This is a genomic window from Burkholderia sp. AU31652, from assembly GCF_002223155.1.
Lineage (GTDB): Bacteria > Pseudomonadota > Gammaproteobacteria > Burkholderiales > Burkholderiaceae > Burkholderia.
Genome location: NZ_NKFG01000007.1, coordinates 464049 through 488640, shown reverse-complemented (window position 1 = coordinate 488640; position 24592 = coordinate 464049). Strand labels below are relative to the sequence as shown.

Sequence of the window (24592 nt, the reverse complement as noted above, 5' to 3'; positions counted from 1 at the left end):
TTGTATTCGCGACTAGGCTTGAGTTCATTGGCTAAGTCGCGCAATGCCGCTTTGATAATCGTTTTTCCAAAATTTCGAGTGAAGAGTCGCGCGATTTATTCATATGGAACACCTTCATTGGTTCTCGACAACACAAACTCCAACTCTGCTTTTGTGTGCTGTCTTTTCAGATAACTCAATGCGCGCCCGCTGCCAATGCTAGGCATTTCGACGTCCGGAGGGAGGTCATTCTTAACGATCACTACGGGTGCCGCATTATCGAAAATAAGCGTGGCACGATCAAATTGAATTCGATTGAGTTTTTTCGTGTCTCCATAGAGGCATGCATACAGCAAATTCAGTATAGTCGTTTTTCCCTGCCCGTTCTCAGCGAGCAGTACCATATAAGGCGTGCTGAATGAGATTTCCACTCTTTTGTAGCCGTGCAAGCCTTCGATTATGAATTTTGAGATCAATTGATTTCCTTTCGCATTATTTTTCGTCACCGTACGCGACCGACTGGGCGGCACACATGTTTGATTGTAATGCCGGTCTATCAGAACCCTCCAGGAACATTCTTGCGGGACGGCCAGTAGCACGCGACTTTGCGGTCCGTTCTCCCGCGTCGCATGCGCGGGGGAGCACGGAAAAACGGTGCAATTTCTCGGAGACTCCGTGAACGAGTGACGGCCGATCTGTGTTTAGGCTGGGCTTCACAAACTCGCTAGGGTGCTGCGCAATGGGTTAGCTAACCGGGCGCAGAGCAGACGTTCAGCTAAGCAACCAATGGGATGTACGAAGGGCCGCAGTTGACCGGGAGCCGCCGTCGGAGTTGCGAGCCAAGCCGGTTACGTCGACTTGGTCGAAAGTCGGAAAAGCATGGTGCGAGCCGTGCGCCCTGCGCGAACATGCGACCTATGCGGCATGAATCCGGACGGCGACATCACGGGGTGTTGTCGACATTGCGTAGGGCAGTCGCGGTAACTTAGTCGGGCAGAGTCGCAAAACCGTGGCGCCAGTCGTACGTACTCTGGCGCCCGACGGCGGGGCAGGCGCCGCAGCCTGCCGCCGTCCGAATTCCCTGTCGTTCCTTCCTGATCGTGCCGTACGCGGTGGTGCGTGGCCGGTGCGTGCACATTGCATCACGCCAGCGTACTGGTGCCGTGATCAGTCATCCTACGACAAATGCAAGCGAAGCGAAAGATTGCTTTCCGATGCCGGCGGAGATGACTGCCTGCCCATCCGTCTTGAATACGGACCCATCTCCAGAAAACGTTTCGCGCAAATTCATCTAAACAGAGAAAACGATTCCCTGAAATATCCCCAAAACCCGCCATCAAAGCGGCTCTACGGGTATGCACCAAGTGAGTTAAACGATTAACCGACGTACATTCGCGTCAACACGTCATACGACGTATGACTCTGCGGTCAGCGAGCACGGCGCCGAAGAATGCGCGTGCCGGCGGATCGCCGCGCAATAACGAGCACAACCATCAAGGAGACTGAGATGAAGCACCGATTCAACCGCTCCCGTATCGCCCTGGCCGTCGCGCTGATGGCCGGTTTCGCGATGTCCGCCCAGGCACGCGTGTTCCGCTCGGCGGACGTGCACGGCGACAACTTCCCGACCAACATGGCCGTGAAGTTCATGGGCGACGAGCTGTCGAAGCAGACGGGCGGCAAGGATTCGATCAAGGTGTTCGGCAACAGCGCGCTCGGCTCGGAGAAGGACACGGTCGACCAGGTGCGGATCGGCGCGATCGACATGGCGCGCGTGAACGGCGCGTCGTTCAACGAGATCGTGCCGGAATCGCTGATCCCGTCGTTCCCGTTCCTGTTCCGCGACGTCGATCATTTCCGCAAGGCGATGTACGGCCCGGCCGGCCAGAAGATCCTCGACGCGTTCACCGCGAAGGGGATGATCGCGCTGACGTTCTACGAGAGCGGCGCGCGCTCGATCTACGCGAAGCGCCCGGTGCGCTCGCCGGCCGACATGAAAGGGCTGAAGGTGCGCGTGCAACCGTCGGACCTGATGGTCGACGAAATCAAGGCGATGGGCGGCACGCCGACGCCGATGCCGTTCGCCGAGGTATACACGGGCCTGAAGACGGGTCTCGTCGACGCAGCCGAAAACAACCTGCCGTCGTACGAGGAAACCAAGCACTACGAAGTGGCGCCCGACTACTCGGAGACGCAGCACGCGATGACGCCGGAAGTGCTGGTGTTCTCGAAGAAGGTCTGGGACACGCTGTCGCCGCAGGAGCAGGCGGCGATCAGGAAGGCGGCGGCCGATTCGGTGCCGTACTATCAGAAGCTTTGGACCGCGCGTGAAGCGTCCGCGCAGCAGCTGGTGACGAAGGGTGGCGCGAAGATCCTGCCGGCCGCGCAGATCGACCGCGCGGCGTTCGTGAAGGCGATGCAGCCGCTGTGGACGAAGTATGAGAAGACGCCGCAGATGAAGCAGATCGTCGACGAAATCGAGGCCACCAAGTGACACGTCACACCTCCCTGAACGGCGCGTCGGCTGGGGGTTCGCCCGGCGGCGGCGCGCCGGACGGCACGGCGTCGCCACGCCCGCATGCCGCGCCGCTGTTGCGCTGCGTGAACGACGTGCTGTTCCGCGTGCTGGCCGTGATTGCGTCGGCGTGCCTCGCGGTGCTGACGGTGCTGGTGTTCTATGCGGTCGTGATGCGCTACGTGTTCGAGAACGCGCCGGATTTCGTGGAGCCGATCGCGCTGCTGCTCGTGATCGTGATCGCGATGTTCGGGGCGGCGATGAAGGTGCGCGACGGCGGCCATATCGGCCTCGATTCGCTGGTGCGCCGGCTGTCGCCGAAGGTGCGCACGGTCGTCATCGCGATCCAGCACCTGAGCCTGATCGCGTTCGCGATCATGATCATGATCGGCTGCGGCAGCATGGCCGCCGAGACGATGGGCGACCGCATCCCGATCATCGGGCTGCCCGAAGGCGTGCGCTACCTGATCGCGATGCCCGCGGCGATCGCCATCATCCTCTTCTCGCTCGAGCACCTGCTCGCGCTTCGTCGTTCTTCGCCGGGACAATAACGCCATGGAACTCGCGATCCTGTCCGTCAGTTTTCTGATTTTCCTCGTGCTGGGCGTGCCCGTGTCGTTCGCGCTTGGCATCGCCTGCGTGCTGACCTATCTGGTCGAAGGCTTGCCGATCGCGACCGCGATGCAGGCGATGATCTCGGGAATGAATGCGTTCTCGTTTCTCGCGGTGCCGTTCTTCATCTTCTCCGGCGAACTGATGCTGCATGGCGGCATCGCGGACCGGATCCTGCGCTTCGCGCAGGCGACCGTCGGCCACTTCCGCGGCGGCCTCGGGATGGCGAACGTCGTCGCCTGTACGCTGTTCGGCGGCGTGTCGGGCTCGCCGACCGCCGATACGTCGGCGATGGGCGGCGTGGTGATTCCGCTGATGAAGCGCGAAGGCTACAGCGCCGCGTACGCGGTCAACGTGACGACGCATGCGTCGCTCGCCGGCGCGCTGATGCCGACGTCGACCAACATGATCATCTATGCGTTCGCCGCGCAGGGCATCACCGGGATGCTGCACGGCCAGCCGGTGAGCGGCGTGTCGATCGGCGACCTGCTGTTCTCGGGGCTGCTGCCGGTGTTGTGGGTGATGGGCTTCGTGCTGGCCGCCGCGTACTGGCAGGCCGTGCGTCACGGCTATCCGCGCCGTGAAGACGGTTCGTCCGCGCTGCCTGCGTTCCCCGGCTGGTATGCGGTGCTGCGCAGCTTCGTCGGCGCGGTGCCCGGCCTGATGGTGATCGCGATCATCCTCGTGTGCGTCGCGAAGGGGATTGCGACCGCGACCGAAGCGGCCGCGATCGCCGTCGTGTACTCGCTCGTGCTGACCGCGGTGGTCTACCGGACGCTGACGGCCGAGAAGCTGCGCCGTGCGCTGTCGCATGCGGCACGCACGACGGGCGTCGTGCTGCTGCTGATCGCGGTGTCCAACATGCTGCGCTTCCAGATGTCGTACCTGGAGATTCCGGATGCGATCGAAGGGCTGCTGAAGCAGTCGACCGCCGCGCCGTGGCTGATGCTGCTGTACATCAACATCATCCAGGTGTTTCTCGGCACGTTCGTCGACATGGCCGCGCACATCCTGATCACGACGCCGCTGTTCCTGCCGATCGCGATGGCGTGCGGCGTCGGGCCGGTGCAGTTCGGGATCATGCTGCTGCTGAACTGCTCGCTCGGTCTCGTGCATCCGCCGATCGGCTCGGTGCAGTTCGTCGGCTGCGCGATCGGCAACGTGTCGATCGGCGAGACCACGAAGATGGCGTGGCCGTACTACCTCGCGATCTTCAGTGCGATCAACATCGTCACCTACCTGCCGTTCTTCTCGACCTGGCTGCCGAGCCTGATCAGCGGGCACGCGGTGTTCTGATCGGCTGTTTCATCTGAAGCGGCGCCGGACGACTCGGGTTGTCCGGCGCCGCTATCGCATTGAACGTTCCCCTTCACGTAGAACTGACACACGGCACGACCTTGCACGAGGTCGGTAACTTCGGATCGGAGCGGGGCGCTTCGCACGCAAAGCCGAGTTAAGCGCATTCGGAACGGTTGACGACTCATTGTTCCGCGGACGGATCGGCGTGGTCCGGCGGTGCGTATCGAAATCGCGCCTGCATGCCCGACATTAACCGTTGAACGTCAAAAATCAATACAAATCGCTTTCTTCTGAATTCAACAATGTAATTATTTGCGCTGTTGACACGGTTTTCGTTCGCGAATAGATTTAAAAGCAAGTCTTACAAGTACACGAATGAAATGACTGGGCCGAGGGAAAAATGAAAATTATCGATCGTCCGGGGAATCCAGGCTCCATGGCCGCGCAGCGGCCGAGGCAGAGAAAATCGCACGGCACGGTGCCATCGTTATCGTCCGGATCGAGTTGATCCGCTACGAATCCCGCTTTCACCCAGGGCGCTTCGCACCTGTCATCCAGCTTGTATTGAGCCGACCGCGTGCGGCGATTGCCGCGATGACGCGGGCATCGCGCGGCAGGTCGGTTTCGCGAAGCGGACACCACGTGCATTCGCGCCGGCAGGCCCGGATTGAAGCACCCGCCGCCCAATGCCGTCACGGCCGGACTCACATCTCGTCAAACGCATGAAACGCCCAACGTTGAAAGCCTGCATCGTCGGCACCTGGCAGGATGCCTGGCGCGCGGTCGGCCAGATGCCGGACCAGTACGTGCTGATGCTGGTCGTACTGGTGGCCATCTTTTTTGTGGAGCATTTCGCGATGCGTGCCGCCAGCACGCGCTATCCCGATCACGCCGTGTTAAGCGCGCTGCTGAAGTTGCGCGGTTTCAAGTCCTTCGTTGGGAATGCGTCGAATTTTGCCAATGCGTTGCTGGCCGTGCCATTGATGCGCTATGTGCTGCTCGGGAATGCGTCGAGCGCGCGGAACGTGTCTGGGAAAACCTATGTCCGATACTTTCTCCACTGGGTGCTGTACGTGTCCGTGCAGTCGTTGATCACGTGGTTCATATTCACGATCCACACGAGCCCCAGGCCGCTGGTAGCCTTCGCGGGGTTGATCACCACCCTTGTGCTGACCGTGGCGTTGGCGCATTTCCTGTTCTGCTACCTGCTGATTTTCCCCCGGGTTGCACTGGAGTTGCCGTTGCAGTGGAAGGCTGTGTGGTCCGACATGAAAGGCCAGCGATGGAGCGCCTTCCTTATTTTCATGATTGCGGGTTTCCTGCCGCCTTTCCTGTTGGCGGCGCCGATTTTCAGCGTGCCGCTTCTCCATGCTGCACCCTTGCCCATCCAGGTGGTCGTCAAGGCCGTGCTCAAGATCGTCGATATTTCTCTGGGCGCCGCGGCGACTGCGTGGATTTATCGCCGGTGCGTATCGCGGTCCGACGACGGTTCGGAGGGTCTGACGGCCGACGGCAAACCCGTCGCGGAAGCGATGCCCGAGCGTAGCGGCAGATCGTTCTGGCAGCTCGATCGTTCGACGGCATCGATGCGCCCGGATAAAGGGCTGCAGGCCAACAGCGATCGCACGCTGGACGGCTATCGAGCGCGCAACGCCGAATGGCTCCTGCCGTTGGGGCTGTACGGGATACTCGTCCTCTCGAGCAATTCCGGGCCGCCGCTGCCGATCGGCGTGCGTCTGATCACCGGTCTCGTCGCCGTGTTCCTCCTGGGAAAGGCCTGCTACAAGGCGGCACGCGCGTCGTCGCCGTTCGCGACGGTCGTCGCCGGGATCATCATGGCGACGCTCGCGTGGCTGTTTTATGCGCACGGGGTGCAGGCGGTTTACATGCTGCCTTACCCCTTCGGGCAAAGCACGGTTCATCTCCATCGTCACGGGTTCTGACGTCCGGCTCGCGGATGCAGGTCGCGATTTCGGTCTTCCGGATTGCGCGGACCGGGTGAGCTTCGGCCTGGGGCGGCATTGCGCGGGATATCCGCGGCAGCGGCGATGCACGCGCAGGAAACGATGATCGCGGGAGGGTGGAGGCCCGCGATCAGCGCCGCATCGCGACCAATCAGTCCTGCTGCCAGCCCGGATCGATGCCGTCGCCGGGCGCACCATCGCCCGACCGGTCGTCACGCCAGTCCGCCAACTCGCGCCACAGCGCCGGGCGCGCATGATCGCGCGGCGGCAGCTGGATGACGTACGCCACGCCTCGCACGTTGACCACGACCCCCGAGTCGGGCAGCGTGGCCGGAATGCCGGACAAAGGCGGTTCGTCATCCGGTTCGGAAACGGTACCCGGGCCGGGCGGGTGTCGAAGGACCATGCGAATTCTCCGTGGCGCCGCTTGTCGGCGCATCAATAGCGGACACGCCCGATCAGACCCAGCGGGTCGACGGCGTGCTGGATGGCGGCGGCGACCTGCCGTTGGGCGGCCGGCACATGCTTGCGGTAGTACGCGACGTTGACCGGCCCGACGCCATGCTCGGCGCTGAAGCAGCCGCCCGCCCGCACGACGCGGTCGTACAGCGCGCCACGCAGCGCCACCTGCTGCAGCGGCCCGTAGTGGTCCGCACAGGCGTGCGGGATCGACACGACGAGATGGCAGCCGCCGTCGCCGAAATGCCCGAACGTGTGACAGCGCAGCGACGGATGCGCGGCCGCGATCCACTGCTCGGCGTCGGCGACGAACGCGGCCAGCGTCCCGCGCGGAAACGACACGTCGAACGACAGCGGGATGCCGTCCTGCGCCACCGCGGCCGGCAGTGCGTCGCGGATCCGCCAGAACCGTTCGGCCGGCGCGCAGGCCGCGTCGAGCACCACGTGTTCGCTCGCCAGCGTGTCGAGCGTCGCGATCGTGCGTTCCTCGAGCAGCGCATCGAGCCCCGGCATCCCGGTCGCGATCTCGACGAGCGCATAGCACGCGGCAGCGTCGGCTTCGAACGGAATACGCGACGCCGGATACGCGTTCGCGACACAGCCGACGGCGGCAGCCGACATGAATTCGAATGCCGACAGCATCTCGCCGAACGCGCGCTCGAACGCGAGCAGGCCGGCGAGCGCCGCGTCGTACGACGCGAACGCGACGAACGCGGCGCACGACGATCGTTCTACAGGCGTGAGCGCGAACGACACGGCCGTCACGAGCCCGTTGGCGCCGTTCGCGCCGATGAAGCACTGCGTGACGTCGAAGCCCGCGTTGCGCTTGCGCAGCGGCGCGAGCGCGTCGATCACGGTGCCCGCCGCGTCGGCGAGCACGACTTCGACGCCGAGCACGTTGCGGCGCACGTCGCCGTACTTGATCAGGCGGCTGCCGCCCGCGTTCGCGCCGACGAGGCCACCGGCCGTGGGATCGCTGCCGAGGTCGATCGGCAGGCAGAGCCCGGCTTCGGCCGCCACGCGGTTGATGTCGGACAGCCGCACGCCGGTCTCGACCGTGATGCTCCGATTCGCCGCGTCGAACGCGCGCACCGCGCGCATCCGGTCGAACGACACCACGCATTGCGTACCGCTGCGATCGGGCACGGCGGCGCCGACGAGCCCGGTGCGCGCACCCTGCGCGACCAGCGCGATGCGGTGCGCGACGGCGACTCGGGCGAGCGCGCTCGTGTCGGCGGTCGAGCCCGGCCGTGCGACGCCGAGCGCGATGCCGCCGTGGAGCGTCACATCCGTTACATACGAAGCGCACTCGTCGGAAGATGCCCCGTCGAGCCAGCCGTCACCAAGCGTCGCGGCGAGCGCGTGCCGCTGCGCGGCGCGGTCGGGCAGCGCGCTCATCGTCAGCCGGCCCGCACGAGCTGCTTGCGCAGGCGGCCGCGCACGACGACTAGCGCGATCAGCGGCACGACGCCGCCCCACAGCGGGCTGTGGCGCATCGCGATCGACACCGCGAGCGCGACGACGGTGACCGCGAGCAGCACGATCGACAGCGAACGTGCGCGCGCGTGGTCGACGAACGTGCCGTCGACGAAGCCGCCGTCCGACCACGCGGTATGCACGATGCCGACGACCAGCACGCAGACGAGCATCGCCGCCGGCCCGAGTTCTTCGCCCCACAAACGGCTACCTGTCGGCGACACGAGCGCGAGCACCGCGCCGATCACGAGGAACAGGTCGACGCCGATCGCGATGCTGTTGCGGTCCGCGCGGCGGATCAGCCACGCGCCGTGCACGAGCGCGAGCACGCCGCCGATCAGGAACGCGTGCGTCCAGCGCACGTCCGGTTGCTCGGGGCCGAGCCGGCCGTAGAACAGGAACACGATCGCCGGCAGGAAGTTGCTCGCGTGCAGCAGGTAGTCGGTGATGGGATTGCTCGATTTCATCGGGGGATTCTCCTTCGTCGAAACAGCGAAACAGCGAAACAGCGAAACAGCGGGCGACGCGTCAAGCGTCGTGCCAGCGGAACAGCCGCGCGGCGGCGAACAGGAACAGCGCCGTGCTCGCGGTCATGCCGAGCAGCTGCGGCGCGAGCTGCGCATACGGGGCGCCGTCGACCAGCGCGCCGCGCAGCGCGACCGCGAACTGGTTGGTCGGCAGGAACGCGAGCACCGCCTTCAGCCAGGCCGGCGCGTCGTGCATCGGGATCGTCAGGTCGCTGAAGAACAGCAGCGGGTAGTAGGTGACGTTGCACGCGAGTTCGGCGGCGGCGAGCGACCTGGCGCGGCTCGCGAGCAGCACGCCGATGCTGAGCACCATCGCCGCGCCGAGCAGCACGATCGGCAATGCACGCAGCCCGTCGGGCGTGGCGATCGGCAGCGCGATGCCGAACGCGACGCGCGCGACGGTCAACAGCACGAGCGCCGACAGCGCCATCATGATCATCCGCGCGACGATCAGCGCGGCGAGGAACACGCCGCGCGAGACCGGGAAGCACACGTACAGCTTGAACGTATTGCGCTCGCGCAGCGACGCGATCGCGGTCGTCGTCGAGTTGAGGCCGATCGCCATGAACGCCATCACGAGAATGCCGGTCGCGAAGAACGCGCCATAGTCGAACGGGCGGCGCGCGGGCGCCGCGTTCTCGAAGCGCGCCTGCGCGGCGGGCAGCCCGAGCCGCTGCGCGGCGCAGCGCGCGAGCGCGATCTCGACGACGCGCGACGCGGCCTTGACCGCGAGCGAGCCGTTGAAGTCGTAGCGGATCGTCGCCGGCGTGCGCTCGTCGTGGCCGAGCACGACGGTCACGCGATCGGCTGCCGCGCCGCGGCCGTTGAAGGTCGCCTTCACCGTGTCGCTGTGCGTGAGGCTGTCGACGATCTGCGCTTCGCAGGCGCGGCTGTACGGGGTCGCGCCGCCGGGGACGGCGAACGCGATGTCCGCTGTGCCGAGCGAACCCGATCCGCCGAACGCGAACAGCATCACGCTCAGCAGGAACACCGGGAACACGAGCGTCCAGAACAGCGACGAGCGGCTGCGCAGATAGCCGAGCAGCTCGTTGCGCACGAGAATCAGGAACACCTTAGTCATGGGTGGGGCCCTCGGTACAGAGGCGCAGCAGGTCGCCCGGCGTGCTCGGTGCGAGCGCGAGGTGCTGGATGCCCTGTTCGCCGACGATGCGGTGCACGTTCGGATGCAGCGTCGCGTCGCCGAATACCTCGACGACATGCGTGGCCGACACGCGCACGCCGGTCACGCCCGGCAGCGCCGCGAGCCGCTTGCGCAGCGCGCGCGCATCGGCTTCGTCGCGGCAATGCAGGACCGCGCGCGCCTCGCCGACGAGCTCGGCGCGCAGCGTGTCCTTGTCGCCCTGGTAGCGCACGCCGCCGTCGCGCACCCACACGAGATCGTCGACGACGGCAAGCTCTTCCTCGGCGTGGCAGATCATCGCGACGCTCGTGCCGCGCGCGCGGTGGCGCAGCAGGTCGATCACGACGCCCGCGTAACGACGGTCGAGGCCGGTGAACGGCTCGTCGAGCACGGCGAGTTCCGGCCGGTGCGCGAGCGCGACATAGAGATCGATGCGCTGGCGCTGCCCCTTCGACAGCGCGCGGCACGGCTTGTCGAGCAGTTCGGCGATGCCGAGTGCATCCGTGACCGCGGCGTCCACACGCACATACATCGCGCGGTGCAGCGCGACGATCTCCGACACGCGGAGATGGTCGGGATACTCGACCTTCTGCAGTTGCGCGCCGATGCGCCGCAACGACGGCGTATCGCGCATGAAGCGCGCGGCCGGCACGTCGAGCACGCGCACGTCGGTGCCGCCGCGCCGGAAGCCGAGCAGCGTTTCGAGCAGCGTGGTCTTGCCGGAGCCGTTCGGCCCGACGATCGCGGTGATTGCGCCGAGCCGGAAACGCACGTGCCGCGCGGAAAAACGGAAATCGCCGGCCGCGACCTCGATCGCGCGCGCGCCGAGCGCCGCACCGGGCGAGTGCGCATCGGGCAGCGGTTGCGTGCCGGCACGCAGCGGCCGGTCGAACGCGGTGTGCGGGCCGAACAGCGCGCGCACGGAGGCGAGGAACGAATCGCTCATCGTCGGCTTCCTGTCAGTCGAACAGCATGACCTGCGTGTCGCGCGCGCCCCGGTACGGGTTGCGGCCGTGCGCGACCAGCATGTTGTCGACGACGAGCACGTCGCCGGCCTGCCACGGGAACGCGCGCTCCTCGTCGTCGAACGCGTCGTAGATCGCGACGAGATCGTCGAACGGCATCGGCGACCCGTCGCCATAGCGGATCTCGTACGGGAACGCTGCGCGCCCGCCGTACATGCGTTGCAGGTAGCGGTAGCTGAGCTCGCCCATCGAGCGCGGGTTCGGGTGCTGCGCGCTCGCCTGGTTGAACCACACGGTTTCGCCGGTGCGCGGATGCGTGCGCAGCGCGCTGCCGACGTGCGACACCGTCACGCTGCCGTCGTCGAGCCAGCGGCAGCCGACGCCGCGCGCCGCGCACAGCCGCTCGACCTCGTCGCGCTCGGTCGTGCCGAACGCGTCGTCCCACGGCCGGTGGTATTCGGCGAACGGCATGCCCGGATGGGCGGCGAGGCCGTCCGCGCGCGCGCCGGGCGCCGCGAAATTGCGCAGGTACATCACGCCGCGCTCGGCGAACCGTTCGCGCAGCGCGGCCGGCACGCGCGCCGTCACGCGGCGCATGTCGCAGATCGGCGTCTCGCCGCCCGCGTCGGCCGGCTGCCGGCAATAGAACGCGACGAGGCGCGGGAACGCGGGCATGTAGGCCATTTCCTGGTGCAGCCCGATCTTGAACGGCGGCGGCATGCGGGTCGACTCGTACACCTGGCCGTCGATCTGCTTGCGCGGCGCGGCGCCGGCCGTATAGCCGTTCGCGTGCGGCGGATACAGCGCACCGAGCTGGCCGAACGCGGCGGTGTCGGGCACCGCGAAGCCGCGCCACAGCAGCGCGCCGCACGCATCGAGCAGCGTGTCGATCGTGTCGAGCCGCGAGCGGTACCACGCGACGAACATCTCCGGCGAGGTCGCGAGTTCGGCGCTGCGCGGCGTCACGCACAGCGGCAGCGTCGCGCCGGGCGCGACCGCCGCGCAGTGCACGTCGTCGGCGCCGAGCCGCGCGGCGGCGTGCGCGGCGAGGAAGGCGAGGTCGGTCATCACTCAGGCCAGCGCCGGTTTCTTCAGCAGGATCTCGAAGCCGAGCGCGCCGAGCCCGGCGCTCGGGCTGTAGATCGACGCGACTGCCGCGAGACCGGCTTCGGCGACGAGCGCATGCGCTTCGTCGAGCGTGATCTTTTCCTCGACGTGGGTCGGCGGATAGTCGGCGGCGGCGCGCATCTCGGTGAAGCGGTCGAGCAGGTGCTGCGGCGCGTCGCGGCGCATGTCGTGCACGAGCGCGATGCCGCCCGGCTCCAGCACGCGATACATCTCGGTGAGGCTCAATGCCTTGTCCGGCAGGTGGTGCAGCGTCGCGCGGCCGACGGCCATCGTCAGCGTGCCGTCGTCGAACGGGAGTGCCAGCGCATCGCCGACGCGCATCTCGATCGTGTCGTCGAGGTCGAGTTCGTGGATGCGCGGGCGGCCTTCGTCGAGCATCGCCGGATCGAGGTCGATGCCGACATAGCGCCAGCCGCGCATCGCCGGGTCGGTCGCGAGCCGCACCGGCACGACGCCGGTGGCCGTGCCGATGTCGGCGATCACGCCGGGCGCCATCCCGCGTGCGAGCTGGCGGATGCGGCTGATGAACAGCAGGTCCCACGGTTCGAGCGTTTCGGTGGCGAAGCGATCGTAGTCGTTCGCCGGGCGCAGGTTCTTGAGCAGCATGACGGTCCTTGTGCGGAGTGCGGAGGGATGAGGGTTCACAGCCAGCCGACCGGCACGGCGGCCAGCAGCCGTCGCGCGGTCGCGCTGTTGACGCCGAAAGCCGGGCGGCCACGCCGCTCGACCGCATGCGCGGCCATCGCCGCGATGCGCGCGCCGAGCCCGACGCCGACGCCCCACGACGGCGCGGCGGCACCGAGTTCGAGCAGCGTCGCGGCCGTCAGGAAATCGATGTTCGGCCGAAGCGAGCGGCGGGCATCGGCCTGCGCGCAGCACGCGTCGAACAGCGTCACGTAAGCGCCGTCGAAGCCTCGCGCCGCGAACCGCGCGCGCATGTGCGGCGGACGCGGGTCGGCGACGAACAGCGGATGGCCGAAGCCGTACAGCGTGCGTTTCGCGTCGAGCGTGGCGTCGATCGCTGCGCGCCCGGTTGCGTCGAGCGCGGCAGGCGGTGCGCCGGTGCCGCCCGGCACCGACTGCGCGAGCGCGGCGAGCCACTGCATCGCTTCGAGCGCCGCACCGACGTGCGACGGCCCGCTTGCGAGGAAACCGGACGCGATCGCCTGCGTGAGCGTGACACCGGTGCCGATCGCGACCCGCGGTGCGAGCACGGTCGGCGTGATGTAGCCGAAGCCCGCGTGCCATGCGACGAGCAGCATGTCCATCGCGGCTTGCGCCGGCGCATCGGTGCGCGTCGCGCCGGTCAGCACGAGCATGCGTTGCGCCTGGTTCGACGTGCCGGCGAGCGATGCGCCGATCGAGTCGTGGCGTGCGGCAAACGGGCGGCCTTCGATCGCCGCGTGCAGCAGGAACGGCGCGGCGGCCGCGCACAGCAGCATCGTGTCGAGGTCGGCGTCGTCCGGCGCGTCGCCGTGCATGCGGGCCGTCACGTCGTCGAAGCCGCGCAGCAGGCCGGACGCTGCCGCGAACACCGGCGCGACACCCGCCGCGCCGAGATCCGCGGCGACGGATTGCGCGGCACTCCCGGGCGCCAGTGCATCGGCGAACGCCGCGAGCCGCGCGCCGATGGCCGCTTCGTATGCGCGATGCGCGGCGCTGCCGGGCGCGACGTCGAACCACAGGTGCGCGAGCGCGCCTTCGAACGTCGTTGCGCCAATCAGCGCGTTCAGATCGAGATCGCGCACGCGCAGCGCTTCGGGTTCGAGCGTCGCGCCGTCGATGTCGGTGCCGCGATGGCGGGTCGCGGGGCGGCCGAGCAGGTTGCGCGGCGCGTCGCCGGCCGAGGTGGTCGTGGCGGTCGCAGCGGTCGTACCGGAATCGAATGTCGTATCCATGTCATTCCACCTGCGCGAGTTCGTCGCTGCTGACGCTGATCGCCGCATGTGCCATCGCGGCGATCACGGCCGCGTGCTGGTCGACCACGGGCAGCACGTTCGCGAAGTAGTAGCGCGCGCTTTTCAGCTTGCCGCGATAGAACGCGAGTTCGGCCGGCGTGTCGGCGGTGTCCGGCGCGTCGAGCCGGCGCGCGGCGATCGTCGCCGATTCGAGCAGCACCCACGCCGACGTGACGACGCCGAACATCTCGAGAAAGCGCGTGTAGAACTGGCTGCTGCGGTGCGTGTGACCGTCCTGCACGTCGCGCGCGATGTCGTCGAGCGCGGTGGCGATCCGGTCGGCGCCGGTGCGCAGCGCATCGAACAGCGGGCGCAGCTCCGCATGCGTGCCGGTGTGATGCTGGCGCGCGAGGAACACGTCGAGTTCGTCGCGGTAGTACTGGATCAGCCGCGAATGGTGGCCGAAGCCGAGCTTGTCGCGCACGAGGTCCTGCGCCTGGATGTAGTTCGTGCCTTCCCAGATCGACAGGATCTTCACATCGCGCGCGTTCTGCTCGACGGGGCTCGCATCGGTATAGCCGAGCCCGCCGTGCACCTGGATCGCGGTTTCGCAGATCCGCCACGCCTGGTCGGAGATGAACGCCTTGCAGATCGGCGTCAGCAGCAGTTGCAGCTTGCGGTGGCGCTCGATCTCGGCCGGGTCGGCGTCGGGCGTCGCTTCGAGCATCGCCGCGCGCGTGGCGGTCGCGGCGAGCTTGCCGAGCAGGCCGCGGCAGCCGTCGACACGGCTTTTCATGTCGACCAGCATGCGCTGCACGTCCGCGTGCTCGACGATCGCGACGCGGGCCGCGTGGGTGTTCGACGCGCGCTCGATCGGCCGGCCCTGCAGCCGGCGGCCCGCATACTCGACCGCATGCAGGTACGCGCTCGACGCGACGCCGACGCCGAACATCCCGGTGCTCATCCGCGCCTGGTTCATCAGCGGCATCAGCTGCAGCAGGCCGACGTTGCGCCGGCCGCCGAGCAGCCAGCCCTTGGTCGTGCCGTTCGAACCGAACACGAGATGCGTGTTCGCGCAGCCCTTGAGCCCCATCTTGCGCGGCAGGCCGATGCAGTCGACATGGTTCGACTGCAGCTCGCCCGTTTCCTCGTCCGGCCAGAAGCGCGGCACGACGAGGCACGACAGCGAGAACGAGTCCGGCGACGCGGTGTCGATGCGGCCGAGCACGAAATACAGCGTGTTCTCGGTCAACTCGTGCATGCCGGCCGAGATGTAGACCTTCTCGCCGTCGATCGCGTAGAGGTCGCGTTCGAGCGGTGTCGCGCGCAGCGCGACCGCGGTGAGGTCGGTGCCGGCCTGCGGTTCGGTCGCGCAGAAGCAGGCATCCCAGCGGTACGCCTCGAGCGGCGCGATCAGCGCCTTCTGGAGCGGCGTGCCGTGCATCTGCAGCAGCTTGATCGCGGGGCGCGTGAAGCCGCCGTACGTCATGAACGACGGGTTCGCGCCCATGAACATCTCGTAGATCATCTGCGTGACGATCGGCGGCAGCCCGTGCGCGGTGCCGAACAGCGTGTTCGACCATTCGTCGCGAAACCGTGCCCACAGCGCGTGGAAATGCGACGGAATGCGCACCTGGCCGTCGTCGAGCAGCGTGCAGCCCTCGACGTCCGCCTGCTGGTAGCTGCGCCCGAGGTCGAGCGCGAAATCGCGTGCGCGTTCGAGCAGCGCGTCGATCGATGCGCGGTCATGCGTGCCGTACAGGCCGTGTTCCGCGAGGAACCGCTTGTCGGCTTCGAACAGTTCCCACAGAAAGAAGCGCAGTTCGCGCAGGCTCACCTTGTAGGCGCTCATTACGCGTCTCCTTCGATATCGAGCGCGGCATCGAGGCCGCCGGCGAGGTCGACGACGGCCGCCGCCGCCGCGCCATGCAGTGCCGCGTCCCACACGAGCACCGTGCGGCGTTCACCTTCGTCGAGCGCGCCGGCGAGCCGGATCAGCGCGGCCGCGGATTCGGCCGACGACAGGTGGCCGGCCGCTTCATGCTGGATGCGGGCGGCGACCGGGATCGACGCGGCGTCGGCCACGCGCGCCGCGAAGCCGGGATCGAAGCCGGGCGGCACGCACCAGTCGATTTCACCGGCGCGCAGCCCGGCCAGGTCGAGTGCGCGGCGGATCGCACGCGCGGCGACCGGTGCGAGCGTGTCGCGCAATGCGCCGGGTGCGTCGGCCCACGGATCGGCGATCGACGGCCCGAATTCCATCGCGACGGACCGCACGCCGCCCCAGTCCGCCGGCTCGGGCGCCGGGCCGGCGCGCGACACGAGCAGCGCGGCGGCCGCGTCGCCGTAGCCGACCAGGTCGCCAAACTGGCGGAAGAACGGGTAGAGCCACTTGTCGCTGAGGATCACGAGCGCCTGGTCGCCTTCGTCGAGGAGCCCGTCGAGCAGCATCAGCGCCGAATACCAGCCGAGCGTGCCGTTCTGGCCGAGCGCGAAGGGCGTCACGCGCTGCAGCCCGAGCTCGTACTGCATGCGGCCGACGACCGAGTCGCCGATCCCTTCGTTGAGCGCGCAACTCGCGACGATCACGTGGGTCGTGCGCGCCAGTTGCCCGGAGCCCAGTTGGTCGCGCAGGTCGAGTGCCGCGTCGGCGGCGAGATCGGCGAGGCTGCGCCCGGGCGGCGCGACCCGCAGCGTGGGCCGGCCGCCCGGCGCGAGGCGCGTGCCTTCGTCGGGCGTCAGCGCGCCCATTCCGCGCGGCCGCGCAAAGCGCGCCTGCGGCAGCAGCAGATGCCGGTAGCCGGGATGGCGTTCCTGCGCCTGGATCGCGCTGAACACGACCGACGGCGGCAGCACCACGACGCCGCCCGACAGGGCCAGCGTGCCGGGCTCGGCGATGCGGCGCGCGCCGAGGCAGGTTTCATCGAGCGTCGACAGGGTCATGCGGCGGTCTCCTCGTTCGTGGGCGCGAACGCGTCGCGATACTGGTTTTTCAGCGCGGGGCGGTCGATCTTGCCGTTCGGGTTGCGCGGCAACGCCGGCAGCGGCTCGACGACGAGCGGGCTCATGTAGGTCGGCAACGCGTCGCGGCAGGCGCGTGCGATGTCGGCGCGGCATGCTTCGGCGTCGAGCGTCGACACGACACACGCGGCGATCGCCTCGCCGAGCGATGCGTGCGGCACGCCGAACACCGCGGCCTCGCGGATGTGGGGCAGCGCGAACAGCACGTCCTCGACCTCGGTCGGGCTCACGCGATAGCCGGACGTCTTGATCATGTCGTCGCCGCGCGCGACGAAATACAGGTAGCCGTCCGCGTCGCGACGCACGATGTCGCCCGACCACACGGCGACGTCGGCGCGCGGGATCTCGCCGTGCCGGCGCGGCAGCGGGCGAAAGCGCTGCGCGGTCAGCTCGGGCCGGTTCCAGTAGCCGAGCGTGACGAACGCGCCGCGATGCACGAGTTCGCCGGGTTCGTCGGCCGCGCATTCGTTGCCGTCCGCGCGCAGCACGAGGATCTCGGCGTTCGGTACGGCCTTGCCGATCGACGTCGGGCGCAGTGCCGCGTCGGCCGGCGGCAGGTAGGTCGAGCGGAATGCTTCGGTCAGCCCGTACATCAGGTACGGCGCGGCGTTCGTGAACACCGCCTGCAGGCGGTGCAGCAATGGCGTCGCCAGATGGCCGCCGGTGTTCGCGAAGCGGCGGATCCGCGTGCGCGCCGTGTCGCTCCAGCCGGCGGACGCGAGCTGCATCCACAACGGCGGCACGCCGGTGATCGACGTCACGCCGAACGCGTCGCAATGGCGCGGCACTTCGGCCGGCTGCAGGAAGTCGAGCGGCGCATAGCACGCGCCGGCGGCCAGCGCGGTCGTGAGCTGGCTCAGGCCCGCGTCGAAGCTGAGCGGCAGCACGCCGAGCACGACGTCGTCGTCGGCCAGCCCCTGGTACGCGGCGACGCTGAATGCGCCCGACACGAGGTTGCGATGCGACACGACCACGCCTTTCGGCTTGCCGGTCGAGCCGGACGTGTAGAGCAGCGCGGCGGGATCGTCGTCCACCGGCCGGCCGGCGGGAAGCGGAGCAGGTGTGTCGGTGCCGGCTGCGTGGATCGCATCGGCCAGTTCCTCGATCAGCATCGCGCGTTCGCCGACGAGCGCGGCGAGCGCCGGCAGGCGCTTCAACCGCTGCGCGCCGGTCATGAACAGCGCCGCGCCGCTGTCGGTGACGATGTGTTCGATCTGCGCTTCCTTCAACTGCGGATTGACCGGCACGAAGATCGCGCCGAGCGCGTTGGCCGCGAGCATCGCGACCACGGTTTCGATGCGTTTCGGCGCGTAGATGGCGACGCGCTCGCCGGGCTGCACGCCGCGCGACGCGAGCGCGGCGGCCGCGCGGCGGACCGCGCGCGCAAGCTGTTCGTAGGTCATCGCGCCGCCGCCGTCGGCATACGCGGGATGCTGCGGCCAGCGTGCGGCGCCGTGTTCGAGCAGGTCGGCGACGCTGATCAGGGCGTTCATGATCGGCTTCTCTCTCAGGTGGGTCTAGGCAGGCCGCACGTACACGTGCGCGGCTTCGTGGGACAGGAAATGCGCCATCGAGTACGTGCGGTGATACGCGCCGCAGCGCGCGAACACGGCGATGTCGCCGACCTGCGGTGGGGCGCCGGTGTCGTCGCGGCCGATCACGTCCGCGCGGCTGCAGGTGCTGCCGACATAGATCGTCGGTACGCCACGCTCCGGCGGTGCGGGCTTGTGGCGCACGAGCGACGGCGCGGCCAGCCGGCGCATCACCGATTCGGTCTGCGCAAGCAGGAACGCATGCGACAGCCCGCCGTCGCAGACGGCGATCGTGCGGTCCTGCCACGTCTTGACCGCGACGACGCGCGTCGCGAACACGCCCGCATCCGCGAAGATCGCGCGGCCGGATTCATGCGCGAGCGCGTACTGGCCGGCCAGCGGCGCGAGCGCAGTCGCATAGCGTTCGAACGCGGCATCGCCCGGGTGATCGTCGGCAAAACCGCCGCCGAGACTCAGCGACGTGAGCGGCGCGCCGTTGGCGGGGGCGAGATCGCGGGCGAGCGCCGCGAGCCGCTCGGGCAGCACGAGTGTGTCGGGCTGCGTCGCGTCCTGGCGGATGAACGAATGCGGGCCGGAGAACACGTGCAGCCCGGCCACCGGCAAACCGGCAGCGGCGAGCGTACGCACCGCGTCGTGCGCCTCGTTCGGCGTCATCCCGAAGTGGTCGTGCCACAGCGCGCGCGCCTCGTCGCCGGCCAGCGCGCCGGCATTCACGCGCAGCAGCACGGCGCCCGGCGTGCTGCCGCCGGCCGCCGCCTCGCGCGCCAGCGGCACGAAGCGCGCGACCGCGTCCGGGTTGTCGAGCACGAAATGGCAGCGCGACGCGAGCCCGGCGCGCATGAACATCTCGTCCATCGACGGGTTGTTCAGGTAGCGCGGCGTCTTGATCCGGCCGATCACCGCATCGAGTTCGCCGCGGCTCGCGAGTTCGACGCCATCCTCGTACGCATGCGCGCAGCGCGCGAGCATGTCCTGGTTCGGGTTCGCCTTCAGCGACACGATCAGCCGCGTGCCGAGCCGCGCCTTCAGCGACCGGTAGCGCGCGATCGCGACCTCCGGCTCGTACACGTAGCACGGCGTGCGCAGGTCGGCGATCCACGCGTGGTCGCCGGCGGGCGGAAGCGGGCGCTCAGGCGTCATGGCGGCCCACCGGATGGAGCGTGGCGGCCGCGTACGCGCCGCAGTTCGACTGCATCACGCCGAGCACGCGCTGGCCGCGCGCGACCGCGTCGAGCCCGACGTCGGCCAGGTTGATCGGGAAGTCCGAACAGCACGCATGGCCGCGCGCATGGATGTTTTCCGCATAGAGCCGCTCGGCCGGCACGCGCATCGCGCGGCACAGCGCGTTCCAGCCGGGCAGGTCGGCGTTGTGCGGCAGCACGAGCTCGTACGCGTCGAGCGCGTACGGCTCGAGCGCGACCGCCGCGTCGATCGCCTTGCGGGTGTACGGCCACTCCATCATGATCAGGTCGGCCTCGTTCGCGGCGACGGTGTCCGAGCCGCGATGCCACTTCGCATGCGTCTCGATCGCGATGCCGCCGAGCCGGTTTTTCGTGCTGTTGCGCGCGATCAGCATCGCGGCCGCGCCGTCGCACTGCACACCCGTCATCTGCCGCATCCGGTAATCCTCGCCGTAAACGCGATCGGACGACACGACGAGCGCCGCGTCGAGCTGCGGATAGCGGCGCATCAGCGCGCGCACCGTCTCGATGCCGGCCGCGACCGACACGCAGTTCAGCTGTGCGACCGAGCCGAGCCACAGCGGCTCGATGCCGAGCTGCGCGGCCAGCTCGTGCGGCAGGCTGCGCGGCGCGGGCGGCACGCTGAACTGCTGCGTGTGCACGTGCACGATCGCGCCGATGTCGGACGGATGCACGCGCGCGGTGTCGAGCAGGCGGCCGGCCGCCGCGATCGCGAGATCGGTCTCGCTCGTGTCGAGCGCCATGTGGAAATAGCGGCTGCCCGAGTGCGCGATCGCCGCGGCCCGTTGCGCCGGGTAGTCGCGCTCGGCGGCCCAGGCCTCGATATCGACGGGCAGGCCCGGCAGCTCGTAGGCCACCGCGTCGATGCCGATCCAGAAATCGCGTGACGCTTGGGAGGAGGTCGTCGTCATGGTTCAGTTGAGCGGCATCGCCGCGTAGTCGAGGACGTCGAGTTTTTCGAAGGTCGCCTGCACGGTCGGCGTGAGCAGGCCCATCTCGCGGATCGTCGGCACCAGGCGCCGAAAGATCGAGCGGCGGATCGAGCTGGAGACCGGCGATTCGCGCACCATCGCGCTGCATTCGCGCTTCGACAGCCCCATCGGTTCCCAGATGTCGTCCGCGCACAGGTGCTCGTACAGCACGGCCGCGCCCTCGCAGACGAACTCCTCGCGCTCGCGCAGCTCGACCGCGCTCATCTCCGCATACACGCGGCACAGCGTGATCCGGCCGACCGCGAAGTGGCGCGACTCGTCGCGCTGGATCCGCACGAACAGGTCCTTGATGAACGGATCGGTGCTGTACGCGACCACGCTCTGGAAGATCGACAGCGCGATGCCCTCGACGAGCACCTGCATCCCGAGGTTCGTCATGTCGAGCGCGCTGCTCGTGATCGTGTCGTGCAGCAGCCCCTTCAGCGAGCGGCTCATCGGGTAGCTGACGTCGAGCTTCTCGTTCACGAGCTTCGCGTACGCCTCGACATGGCGCGCTTCGTCCATCATCTGCGCGGCCGCGCACAGCCGCGCGCTCAGGCCGTTCTCGGCCGACGCGAGCTTCGATGCGCAGATCAGCGCGGCCTGCTCGCCATGCAGGATCTGCGACAGCAGCCAGCCCTGCGCGTGATGGCGCACCTCGCGCTTGTCGGTGTCCGAGAGCTTGCCCCACAGCTCGGTGCCGTAGATCAGCAGCGTCGGGTCGGGCATGCCGAGCGGGTTCGCCGGATCGAGATCGTGGCTCCAGTCGACATCGGTCGCGACGTCCCACTGCGCGGCCTTCGCCTTTTCGTACAAGCGGTTCAGCGCCTCTTCGCGCAGTGCGTAGTCGTTCGACATCAGGGCGTCGACGGGCATCGACCAGCGGATGTCGGCCGTGTCCTGCATTACGGTGAGCGTGTCAGTCATTTCAAGGTCTCCCTGGTCGCGCGGCGGCGCCGGAATGATGGGCGGAATCGGTAAGCGTCGTGGCGGCGGCGCGCGGCGCGGCCGGGTGCGGGTCGAGGCGGATCGCATACGCCGGCCATGCGCCGCGCAATTGCGCGTCGAAGGCGTCGGCGAGCCGCGCCGGCCAGATCGCGCAGCACACGCGGTTGTCGCCGGCGAACTCCGCGTCGCGCAGGATCCGGTCGCCGATCCACACGACGGGTGCGCCGCGCGCGGCATCGCGCAAGGCTTCGTCGTACAGGTGCACGCCGAGCAGCACGTGCGGCGCGAGCAGTTCGGCCGGCAACGTGCCGAAGTACGGCGCGCAGACTTCGATGAATACGCGCGCGTCCGGATGCACGGCGTCGCGGATGCGTGCCGTGATTTCGGCAAGGAATGCGAAGTACTGGACGTGGTCGAGCAGCACGCGGCGATCGCCGCCGAGCGCATCGCAGGCGTCATACAGGTCGCCGGCTGTTTCCGCGAGTGAGGCACGCGCATAGTCGGCCGGCGTGTCGAGCGGCATCCGGTACGCGCTCGCGGCGACCGCGACCGGCTGCCGCGCGTCGCGCTCGATCCGGTAGGTGAAGTGAACGGGTCGCACCATGTCACGCCTCGTCGTCGAGCGAGAACGTCGCGTCCGGCGCGAACGCGACGTCGGCGACTGCGTAATAGCCGTTCAGCGCGAGCGAGCAGACGGCCGCGCGGCGCGGCGTGTCGCCGTCGCGATGCGCGAGCAGCACCGACAGCCACGGATCGCTGCCGAACGCATGACCGAACTGCCCGTGGCCGTCCGGCAGCAGCGGCGTCTTGCCGACCGACGCGAGCAGCGCACGGCGCGACGTCGCCGGAAAGAACGGCAGCGCCGCGTGCAAGCCGGGGCGGGCCGCGCAGAAGGTGCGGATGTCGCGGCCCAGCCGCACGACCGCACTGGCCGGCGGCGCGGCCTCGGCCAGCACCGACGTCATGGACGGTGACGCTTCGCGGCCGACGTCGACGAGCAGCGTGCACACGCCGAAGCCCGAGCGCCCCCAGGCGGGGTTGCCGTGCCAGTACGTGTAGCCGTGCACGTCGATGTCGACGATCTGCAGCAGCAGCGTGCGCGGCCCGGTCTCGGCCGCGGTGGCGAGCGAGCGGCGCAATACGTAGCCCCAGCCCGCGCATTCGTATGAGCAGGTCATCCAGTCGGGCGTGTAGTCGTTCGCGCCGGCGAGTGCCTGCGCGAACACGCGATGCTGCGGCGAATCGTTCATCAGCAGCATCGACAGGATCGTCGAGCTGACCACGTAGTCGTCCGCGCCGACCGCGCCGCACAGCCGCTCGCGTTCGGCGCACGCGAGCGTGCCGATCGCGCGGGCCGTGTCGTCGAGCGGCACGGCCGCGCCGTCGCGCGACGGCGCGACGCGCCGGTACGCGAGCGCCTGCACGGTCAGCGCAGTGGCCGGGGCCGGCTGGGCGGCGGGGGCCGCCACGGTCGCAAGGGGCGCGAGCATCGTCGTGTCAGGCGGCGTGCTGCTGGCGGCGCAGTTGCGCGTCGAGCTGCTGCAGCGTCGTGTACTGCGTGATGTTCAGCGCTTCCGGGTCGATCGAACCGTAGAGCTGTTCGCAGAACACGATCAGCTCGACGATGTTCAGCGAATCGATGCCGAGTTCGCCGATGCCGGCGTCGGTGTCGACGGTCTCGACGTTGAGGATCTTCGCGACTTCGCGGGACAGGATGTCGAGCGCGTCGGCCGGAACGTTCTGGGTCGTCATGAGAGGAGCTCCTGATAATGAAGTGGGTTGATCGGGATCGATCGGCCTGTCGCGTGGGTCAACTGCCGGCTTCGCAGCGCAGGCTCTTGCGAAGCTCGTGATAACAGCGGTACGAACTGCCTTCCATCTTCGAAAACGCCAGCAGGTCGCGCTGGTCGTCGAAGGTCGCCACCCTGCCGTCGCGCACGAGCGCGGTCAGGAACTCGTTCGACAGCAGCTTGATCGCGAGCACGCGCTGCACCTTGCCGAAGCTGTAATGCGCGTCGTCGGTCTGGCTGCGTGCGGCGTGGGCGATGAACTGGTGGACGGCGCGGGCGTCGGCATCGAGTTCGATGCGGCCCGTTTGCGCGAGCCAGCCGACGTGCGCCATCAGCGCGCGGACGAAGTAGGGGCGCACGACGGTCAGGTACTTGTTGAACACGGTTGGGCCGCCGATGCGCAGGCGATCCTCGGCATGGGCGCGCACCTGGCCGCCGACGTTCGCGAGCTGCAGGTTGCCGGCGAGGAACGGCGCGCCGCAGGTCGTGCGCTTCAGCTTGCGGTACTCGTCGGGCCACACGAGGTAGGCGGCCGGGAACATCACGCCCGGCAACCGCGCGGCGACCACCGCCATGCAGTCGCGGTGGGCTTCGATGCCCCACACCTTGTCGACGGTGAGCGCGAGGCCGTTGTCGTCGCTGCGCACGACGGTGCGCCATGCGGCGAGCGTCGGGCCGCCGCCGTCGCTCATCAGGAACGCGAAGTTGTGGCCGCTGTCGATGCAGTCGCAGGCGCGACGGTTCTGGTCGTCGGAGAAGAACAGCCCGAACATGATGCGGATGAACGCGCGCATGAACGGCTTGAACAGGTGATGAAACCCTTCGCGGCTGATTTGTTCGAGCAACGCTTCGGTGAGCGGCGCTTCTTCGTGCCGCAGCGGCGTCGACGCGGACGAATCGGGCAGCACGTCCGGCGTGGCGGCATGCAGCGCGATCACCATCTCGCTGTCGAGCAGCCGCACGGCAGCGGCTTCGACGAGCCGGCTCGCCGCGCGCGGCGGCGTGCCGAGCGACGCGATCGTGTCGAAGTGGCGCAGCACCGGATACGCGGCCCGGTCGGCCACGCGCAGCAGCAGCGGCGCGGGCGTGAACGGGGCGGCGGACGAAGCGGGAGCGGAAAGCGTGGACATGGGGCAGGGTTCCT

General features: G+C 68.4%; 23 protein-coding genes. 4 read left to right on the top strand and 19 right to left on the bottom strand.

All coding sequences use genetic code 11. The features are described 5' to 3' along the window. Positions 1-95: 95 nt before the first annotated feature. Positions 96-455 carry an ATP-binding protein gene (locus tag CFB40_RS38860; RefSeq protein WP_179255335.1) on the bottom strand — a complete coding sequence of 120 codons (360 nt, stop codon included), beginning with the start codon at positions 453-455 and terminating at the stop codon, positions 96-98. Positions 456-1486: 1031 nt separating this feature from the next. Here CFB40_RS38860 and CFB40_RS34205 point away from each other — a divergent pair. From CFB40_RS34205 to CFB40_RS34190, 4 genes are all read left to right on the top strand, one after another. Next, complete coding sequence (locus tag CFB40_RS34205) at positions 1487-2473, top strand: TRAP transporter substrate-binding protein (protein ID WP_089429836.1); 987 nt, start codon at positions 1487-1489, stop codon at positions 2471-2473. After that, a complete protein-coding gene (locus CFB40_RS34200; RefSeq protein ID WP_089429835.1) occupies positions 2470-3045 on the top strand; it encodes a TRAP transporter small permease in 576 nt (191 codons plus the stop codon). The genes CFB40_RS34205 and CFB40_RS34200 overlap by 4 nt, the downstream gene beginning before the upstream one ends. Positions 3046-3049: 4 nt before the next feature. Further along, on the top strand, positions 3050-4402 hold the full coding sequence (locus tag CFB40_RS34195; RefSeq protein WP_089429834.1) for a TRAP transporter large permease: 1353 nt from the start codon (positions 3050-3052) through the stop codon (positions 4400-4402). A gap of 725 nt (positions 4403-5127) precedes the next feature. Further along, on the top strand, positions 5128-6348 hold the full coding sequence (locus CFB40_RS34190) for a hypothetical protein (protein WP_143329930.1): 1221 nt from the start codon (positions 5128-5130) through the stop codon (positions 6346-6348). Positions 6349-6520: 172 nt separating this feature from the next. On the opposite strand, the gene CFB40_RS34185 is transcribed toward CFB40_RS34190, so the two are convergent. From CFB40_RS34185 to CFB40_RS34100, 18 genes are all read right to left on the bottom strand, one after another. Beyond that, on the bottom strand, positions 6521-6775 hold the full coding sequence (locus tag CFB40_RS34185) for a hypothetical protein (RefSeq protein ID WP_089433815.1): 255 nt from the start codon (positions 6773-6775) through the stop codon (positions 6521-6523). A gap of 32 nt (positions 6776-6807) precedes the next feature. Then, positions 6808-8226: an FAD-binding oxidoreductase gene (locus CFB40_RS34180; RefSeq protein WP_089433814.1), complete on the bottom strand. Its 1419-nt coding sequence runs from the start codon at positions 8224-8226 to the stop codon at positions 6808-6810. 2 nt (positions 8227-8228) lie between these two features. Continuing rightward, positions 8229-8771: a hypothetical protein gene (locus CFB40_RS34175; RefSeq protein WP_059590725.1), complete on the bottom strand. Its 543-nt coding sequence runs from the start codon at positions 8769-8771 to the stop codon at positions 8229-8231. Between the two features lie 61 nt (positions 8772-8832). After that, the gene (locus CFB40_RS34170; RefSeq protein WP_089429831.1) at positions 8833-9912 is read right to left on the bottom strand and encodes an ABC transporter permease; all 1080 of its coding nucleotides are present in this window, start codon (positions 9910-9912) and stop codon (positions 8833-8835) included. Then, positions 9905-10918 carry an ATP-binding cassette domain-containing protein gene (locus tag CFB40_RS34165; protein WP_089433813.1) on the bottom strand — a complete coding sequence of 338 codons (1014 nt, stop codon included), beginning with the start codon at positions 10916-10918 and terminating at the stop codon, positions 9905-9907. Before CFB40_RS34165 ends, CFB40_RS34170 begins: the two co-directional genes overlap by 8 nt. A 13-nt stretch (positions 10919-10931) precedes the next feature. Beyond that, positions 10932-12005 (bottom strand): TauD/TfdA family dioxygenase, encoded by a 1074-nt coding sequence (locus tag CFB40_RS34160; RefSeq protein ID WP_089429829.1) that lies wholly within the window; start codon positions 12003-12005, stop codon positions 10932-10934. Positions 12006-12008: 3 nt separating this feature from the next. After that, a complete protein-coding gene (locus CFB40_RS34155; RefSeq protein ID WP_089433812.1) occupies positions 12009-12671 on the bottom strand; it encodes a class I SAM-dependent methyltransferase in 663 nt (220 codons plus the stop codon). A 35-nt stretch (positions 12672-12706) separates the two neighbouring features. Further along, positions 12707-13963, bottom strand: coding sequence for a citrate/2-methylcitrate synthase (locus CFB40_RS34150; protein ID WP_089433811.1), 1257 nt, complete (start codon positions 13961-13963; stop codon positions 12707-12709). A 1-nt stretch (position 13964) separates the two neighbouring features. Continuing rightward, positions 13965-15815, bottom strand: coding sequence for an acyl-CoA dehydrogenase (locus tag CFB40_RS34145; protein WP_089433810.1), 1851 nt, complete (start codon positions 15813-15815; stop codon positions 13965-13967). After that, positions 15815-16906 (bottom strand): hypothetical protein, encoded by a 1092-nt coding sequence (locus CFB40_RS34140; RefSeq protein WP_089429826.1) that lies wholly within the window; start codon positions 16904-16906, stop codon positions 15815-15817. Before CFB40_RS34140 ends, CFB40_RS34145 begins: the two co-directional genes overlap by 1 nt. Further along, positions 16903-18477 carry an acyl-CoA ligase (AMP-forming), exosortase A system-associated gene (locus tag CFB40_RS34135; RefSeq protein WP_089433809.1) on the bottom strand — a complete coding sequence of 525 codons (1575 nt, stop codon included), beginning with the start codon at positions 18475-18477 and terminating at the stop codon, positions 16903-16905. Before CFB40_RS34135 ends, CFB40_RS34140 begins: the two co-directional genes overlap by 4 nt. A gap of 24 nt (positions 18478-18501) precedes the next feature. Further along, positions 18502-19677, bottom strand: a complete 1176-nt coding sequence (locus tag CFB40_RS34130) for a PLP-dependent decarboxylase (RefSeq protein ID WP_089433808.1) — start codon at positions 19675-19677, stop codon at positions 18502-18504. Continuing rightward, complete coding sequence (locus CFB40_RS34125) at positions 19667-20650, bottom strand: ketoacyl-ACP synthase III family protein (protein WP_089433807.1); 984 nt, start codon at positions 20648-20650, stop codon at positions 19667-19669. The genes CFB40_RS34130 and CFB40_RS34125 overlap by 11 nt, the downstream gene beginning before the upstream one ends. Before the next feature lie 3 nt (positions 20651-20653). Beyond that, positions 20654-21637 (bottom strand): ferritin-like domain-containing protein, encoded by a 984-nt coding sequence (locus tag CFB40_RS34120; RefSeq protein ID WP_046547055.1) that lies wholly within the window; start codon positions 21635-21637, stop codon positions 20654-20656. A gap of 1 nt (position 21638) precedes the next feature. Then, positions 21639-22262, bottom strand: a complete 624-nt coding sequence (locus tag CFB40_RS34115; protein WP_089433806.1) for a hypothetical protein — start codon at positions 22260-22262, stop codon at positions 21639-21641. 1 nt (position 22263) lies between these two features. Next, complete coding sequence (locus CFB40_RS34110) at positions 22264-23148, bottom strand: hypothetical protein (RefSeq protein WP_089429821.1); 885 nt, start codon at positions 23146-23148, stop codon at positions 22264-22266. Positions 23149-23155: 7 nt separating this feature from the next. Further along, complete coding sequence (locus CFB40_RS34105; RefSeq protein ID WP_011350104.1) at positions 23156-23410, bottom strand: acyl carrier protein; 255 nt, start codon at positions 23408-23410, stop codon at positions 23156-23158. A 58-nt stretch (positions 23411-23468) separates the two neighbouring features. Next, positions 23469-24578 carry a hypothetical protein gene (locus CFB40_RS34100; protein WP_089429820.1) on the bottom strand — a complete coding sequence of 370 codons (1110 nt, stop codon included), beginning with the start codon at positions 24576-24578 and terminating at the stop codon, positions 23469-23471. Positions 24579-24592 lie beyond the last annotated feature (14 nt).

What these genes read in the sequence shown, in the direction of transcription:
- CFB40_RS34205 (WP_089429836.1), top strand. Translation starts at nt 1,487, where the DNA reads ATGAAGCACCGATTCAACCGCTCCCGTATCGCCCTGGCCGTCGCGCTG.
- CFB40_RS34195 (WP_089429834.1), top strand. Translation starts at nt 3,050, where the DNA reads ATGGAACTCGCGATCCTGTCCGTCAGTTTTCTGATTTTCCTCGTGCTG.
- CFB40_RS34190 (WP_143329930.1), top strand. Translation starts at nt 5,128, where the DNA reads ATGAAACGCCCAACGTTGAAAGCCTGCATCGTCGGCACCTGGCAGGAT.
- CFB40_RS34185 (WP_089433815.1), bottom strand. Translation starts at nt 6,775, where the DNA reads ATGGTCCTTCGACACCCGCCCGGCCCGGGTACCGTTTCCGAACCGGAT.
- CFB40_RS34180 (WP_089433814.1), bottom strand. Translation starts at nt 8,226, where the DNA reads ATGAGCGCGCTGCCCGACCGCGCCGCGCAGCGGCACGCGCTCGCCGCG.
- CFB40_RS34175 (WP_059590725.1), bottom strand. Translation starts at nt 8,771, where the DNA reads ATGAAATCGAGCAATCCCATCACCGACTACCTGCTGCACGCGAGCAAC.
- CFB40_RS34170 (WP_089429831.1), bottom strand. Translation starts at nt 9,912, where the DNA reads ATGACTAAGGTGTTCCTGATTCTCGTGCGCAACGAGCTGCTCGGCTAT.
- CFB40_RS34165 (WP_089433813.1), bottom strand. Translation starts at nt 10,918, where the DNA reads ATGAGCGATTCGTTCCTCGCCTCCGTGCGCGCGCTGTTCGGCCCGCAC.
- CFB40_RS34160 (WP_089429829.1), bottom strand. Translation starts at nt 12,005, where the DNA reads ATGACCGACCTCGCCTTCCTCGCCGCGCACGCCGCCGCGCGGCTCGGC.
- CFB40_RS34155 (WP_089433812.1), bottom strand. Translation starts at nt 12,671, where the DNA reads ATGCTGCTCAAGAACCTGCGCCCGGCGAACGACTACGATCGCTTCGCC.
- CFB40_RS34150 (WP_089433811.1), bottom strand. Translation starts at nt 13,963, where the DNA reads ATGGATACGACATTCGATTCCGGTACGACCGCTGCGACCGCCACGACC.
- CFB40_RS34145 (WP_089433810.1), bottom strand. Translation starts at nt 15,815, where the DNA reads ATGAGCGCCTACAAGGTGAGCCTGCGCGAACTGCGCTTCTTTCTGTGG.
- CFB40_RS34140 (WP_089429826.1), bottom strand. Translation starts at nt 16,906, where the DNA reads ATGACCCTGTCGACGCTCGATGAAACCTGCCTCGGCGCGCGCCGCATC.
- CFB40_RS34135 (WP_089433809.1), bottom strand. Translation starts at nt 18,477, where the DNA reads ATGAACGCCCTGATCAGCGTCGCCGACCTGCTCGAACACGGCGCCGCA.
- CFB40_RS34130 (WP_089433808.1), bottom strand. Translation starts at nt 19,677, where the DNA reads ATGACGCCTGAGCGCCCGCTTCCGCCCGCCGGCGACCACGCGTGGATC.
- CFB40_RS34125 (WP_089433807.1), bottom strand. Translation starts at nt 20,650, where the DNA reads ATGACGACGACCTCCTCCCAAGCGTCACGCGATTTCTGGATCGGCATC.
- CFB40_RS34120 (WP_046547055.1), bottom strand. Translation starts at nt 21,637, where the DNA reads ATGACTGACACGCTCACCGTAATGCAGGACACGGCCGACATCCGCTGG.
- CFB40_RS34115 (WP_089433806.1), bottom strand. Translation starts at nt 22,262, where the DNA reads ATGGTGCGACCCGTTCACTTCACCTACCGGATCGAGCGCGACGCGCGG.
- CFB40_RS34110 (WP_089429821.1), bottom strand. Translation starts at nt 23,148, where the DNA reads ATGCTCGCGCCCCTTGCGACCGTGGCGGCCCCCGCCGCCCAGCCGGCC.
- CFB40_RS34105 (WP_011350104.1), bottom strand. Translation starts at nt 23,410, where the DNA reads ATGACGACCCAGAACGTTCCGGCCGACGCGCTCGACATCCTGTCCCGC.
- CFB40_RS34100 (WP_089429820.1), bottom strand. Translation starts at nt 24,578, where the DNA reads ATGTCCACGCTTTCCGCTCCCGCTTCGTCCGCCGCCCCGTTCACGCCC.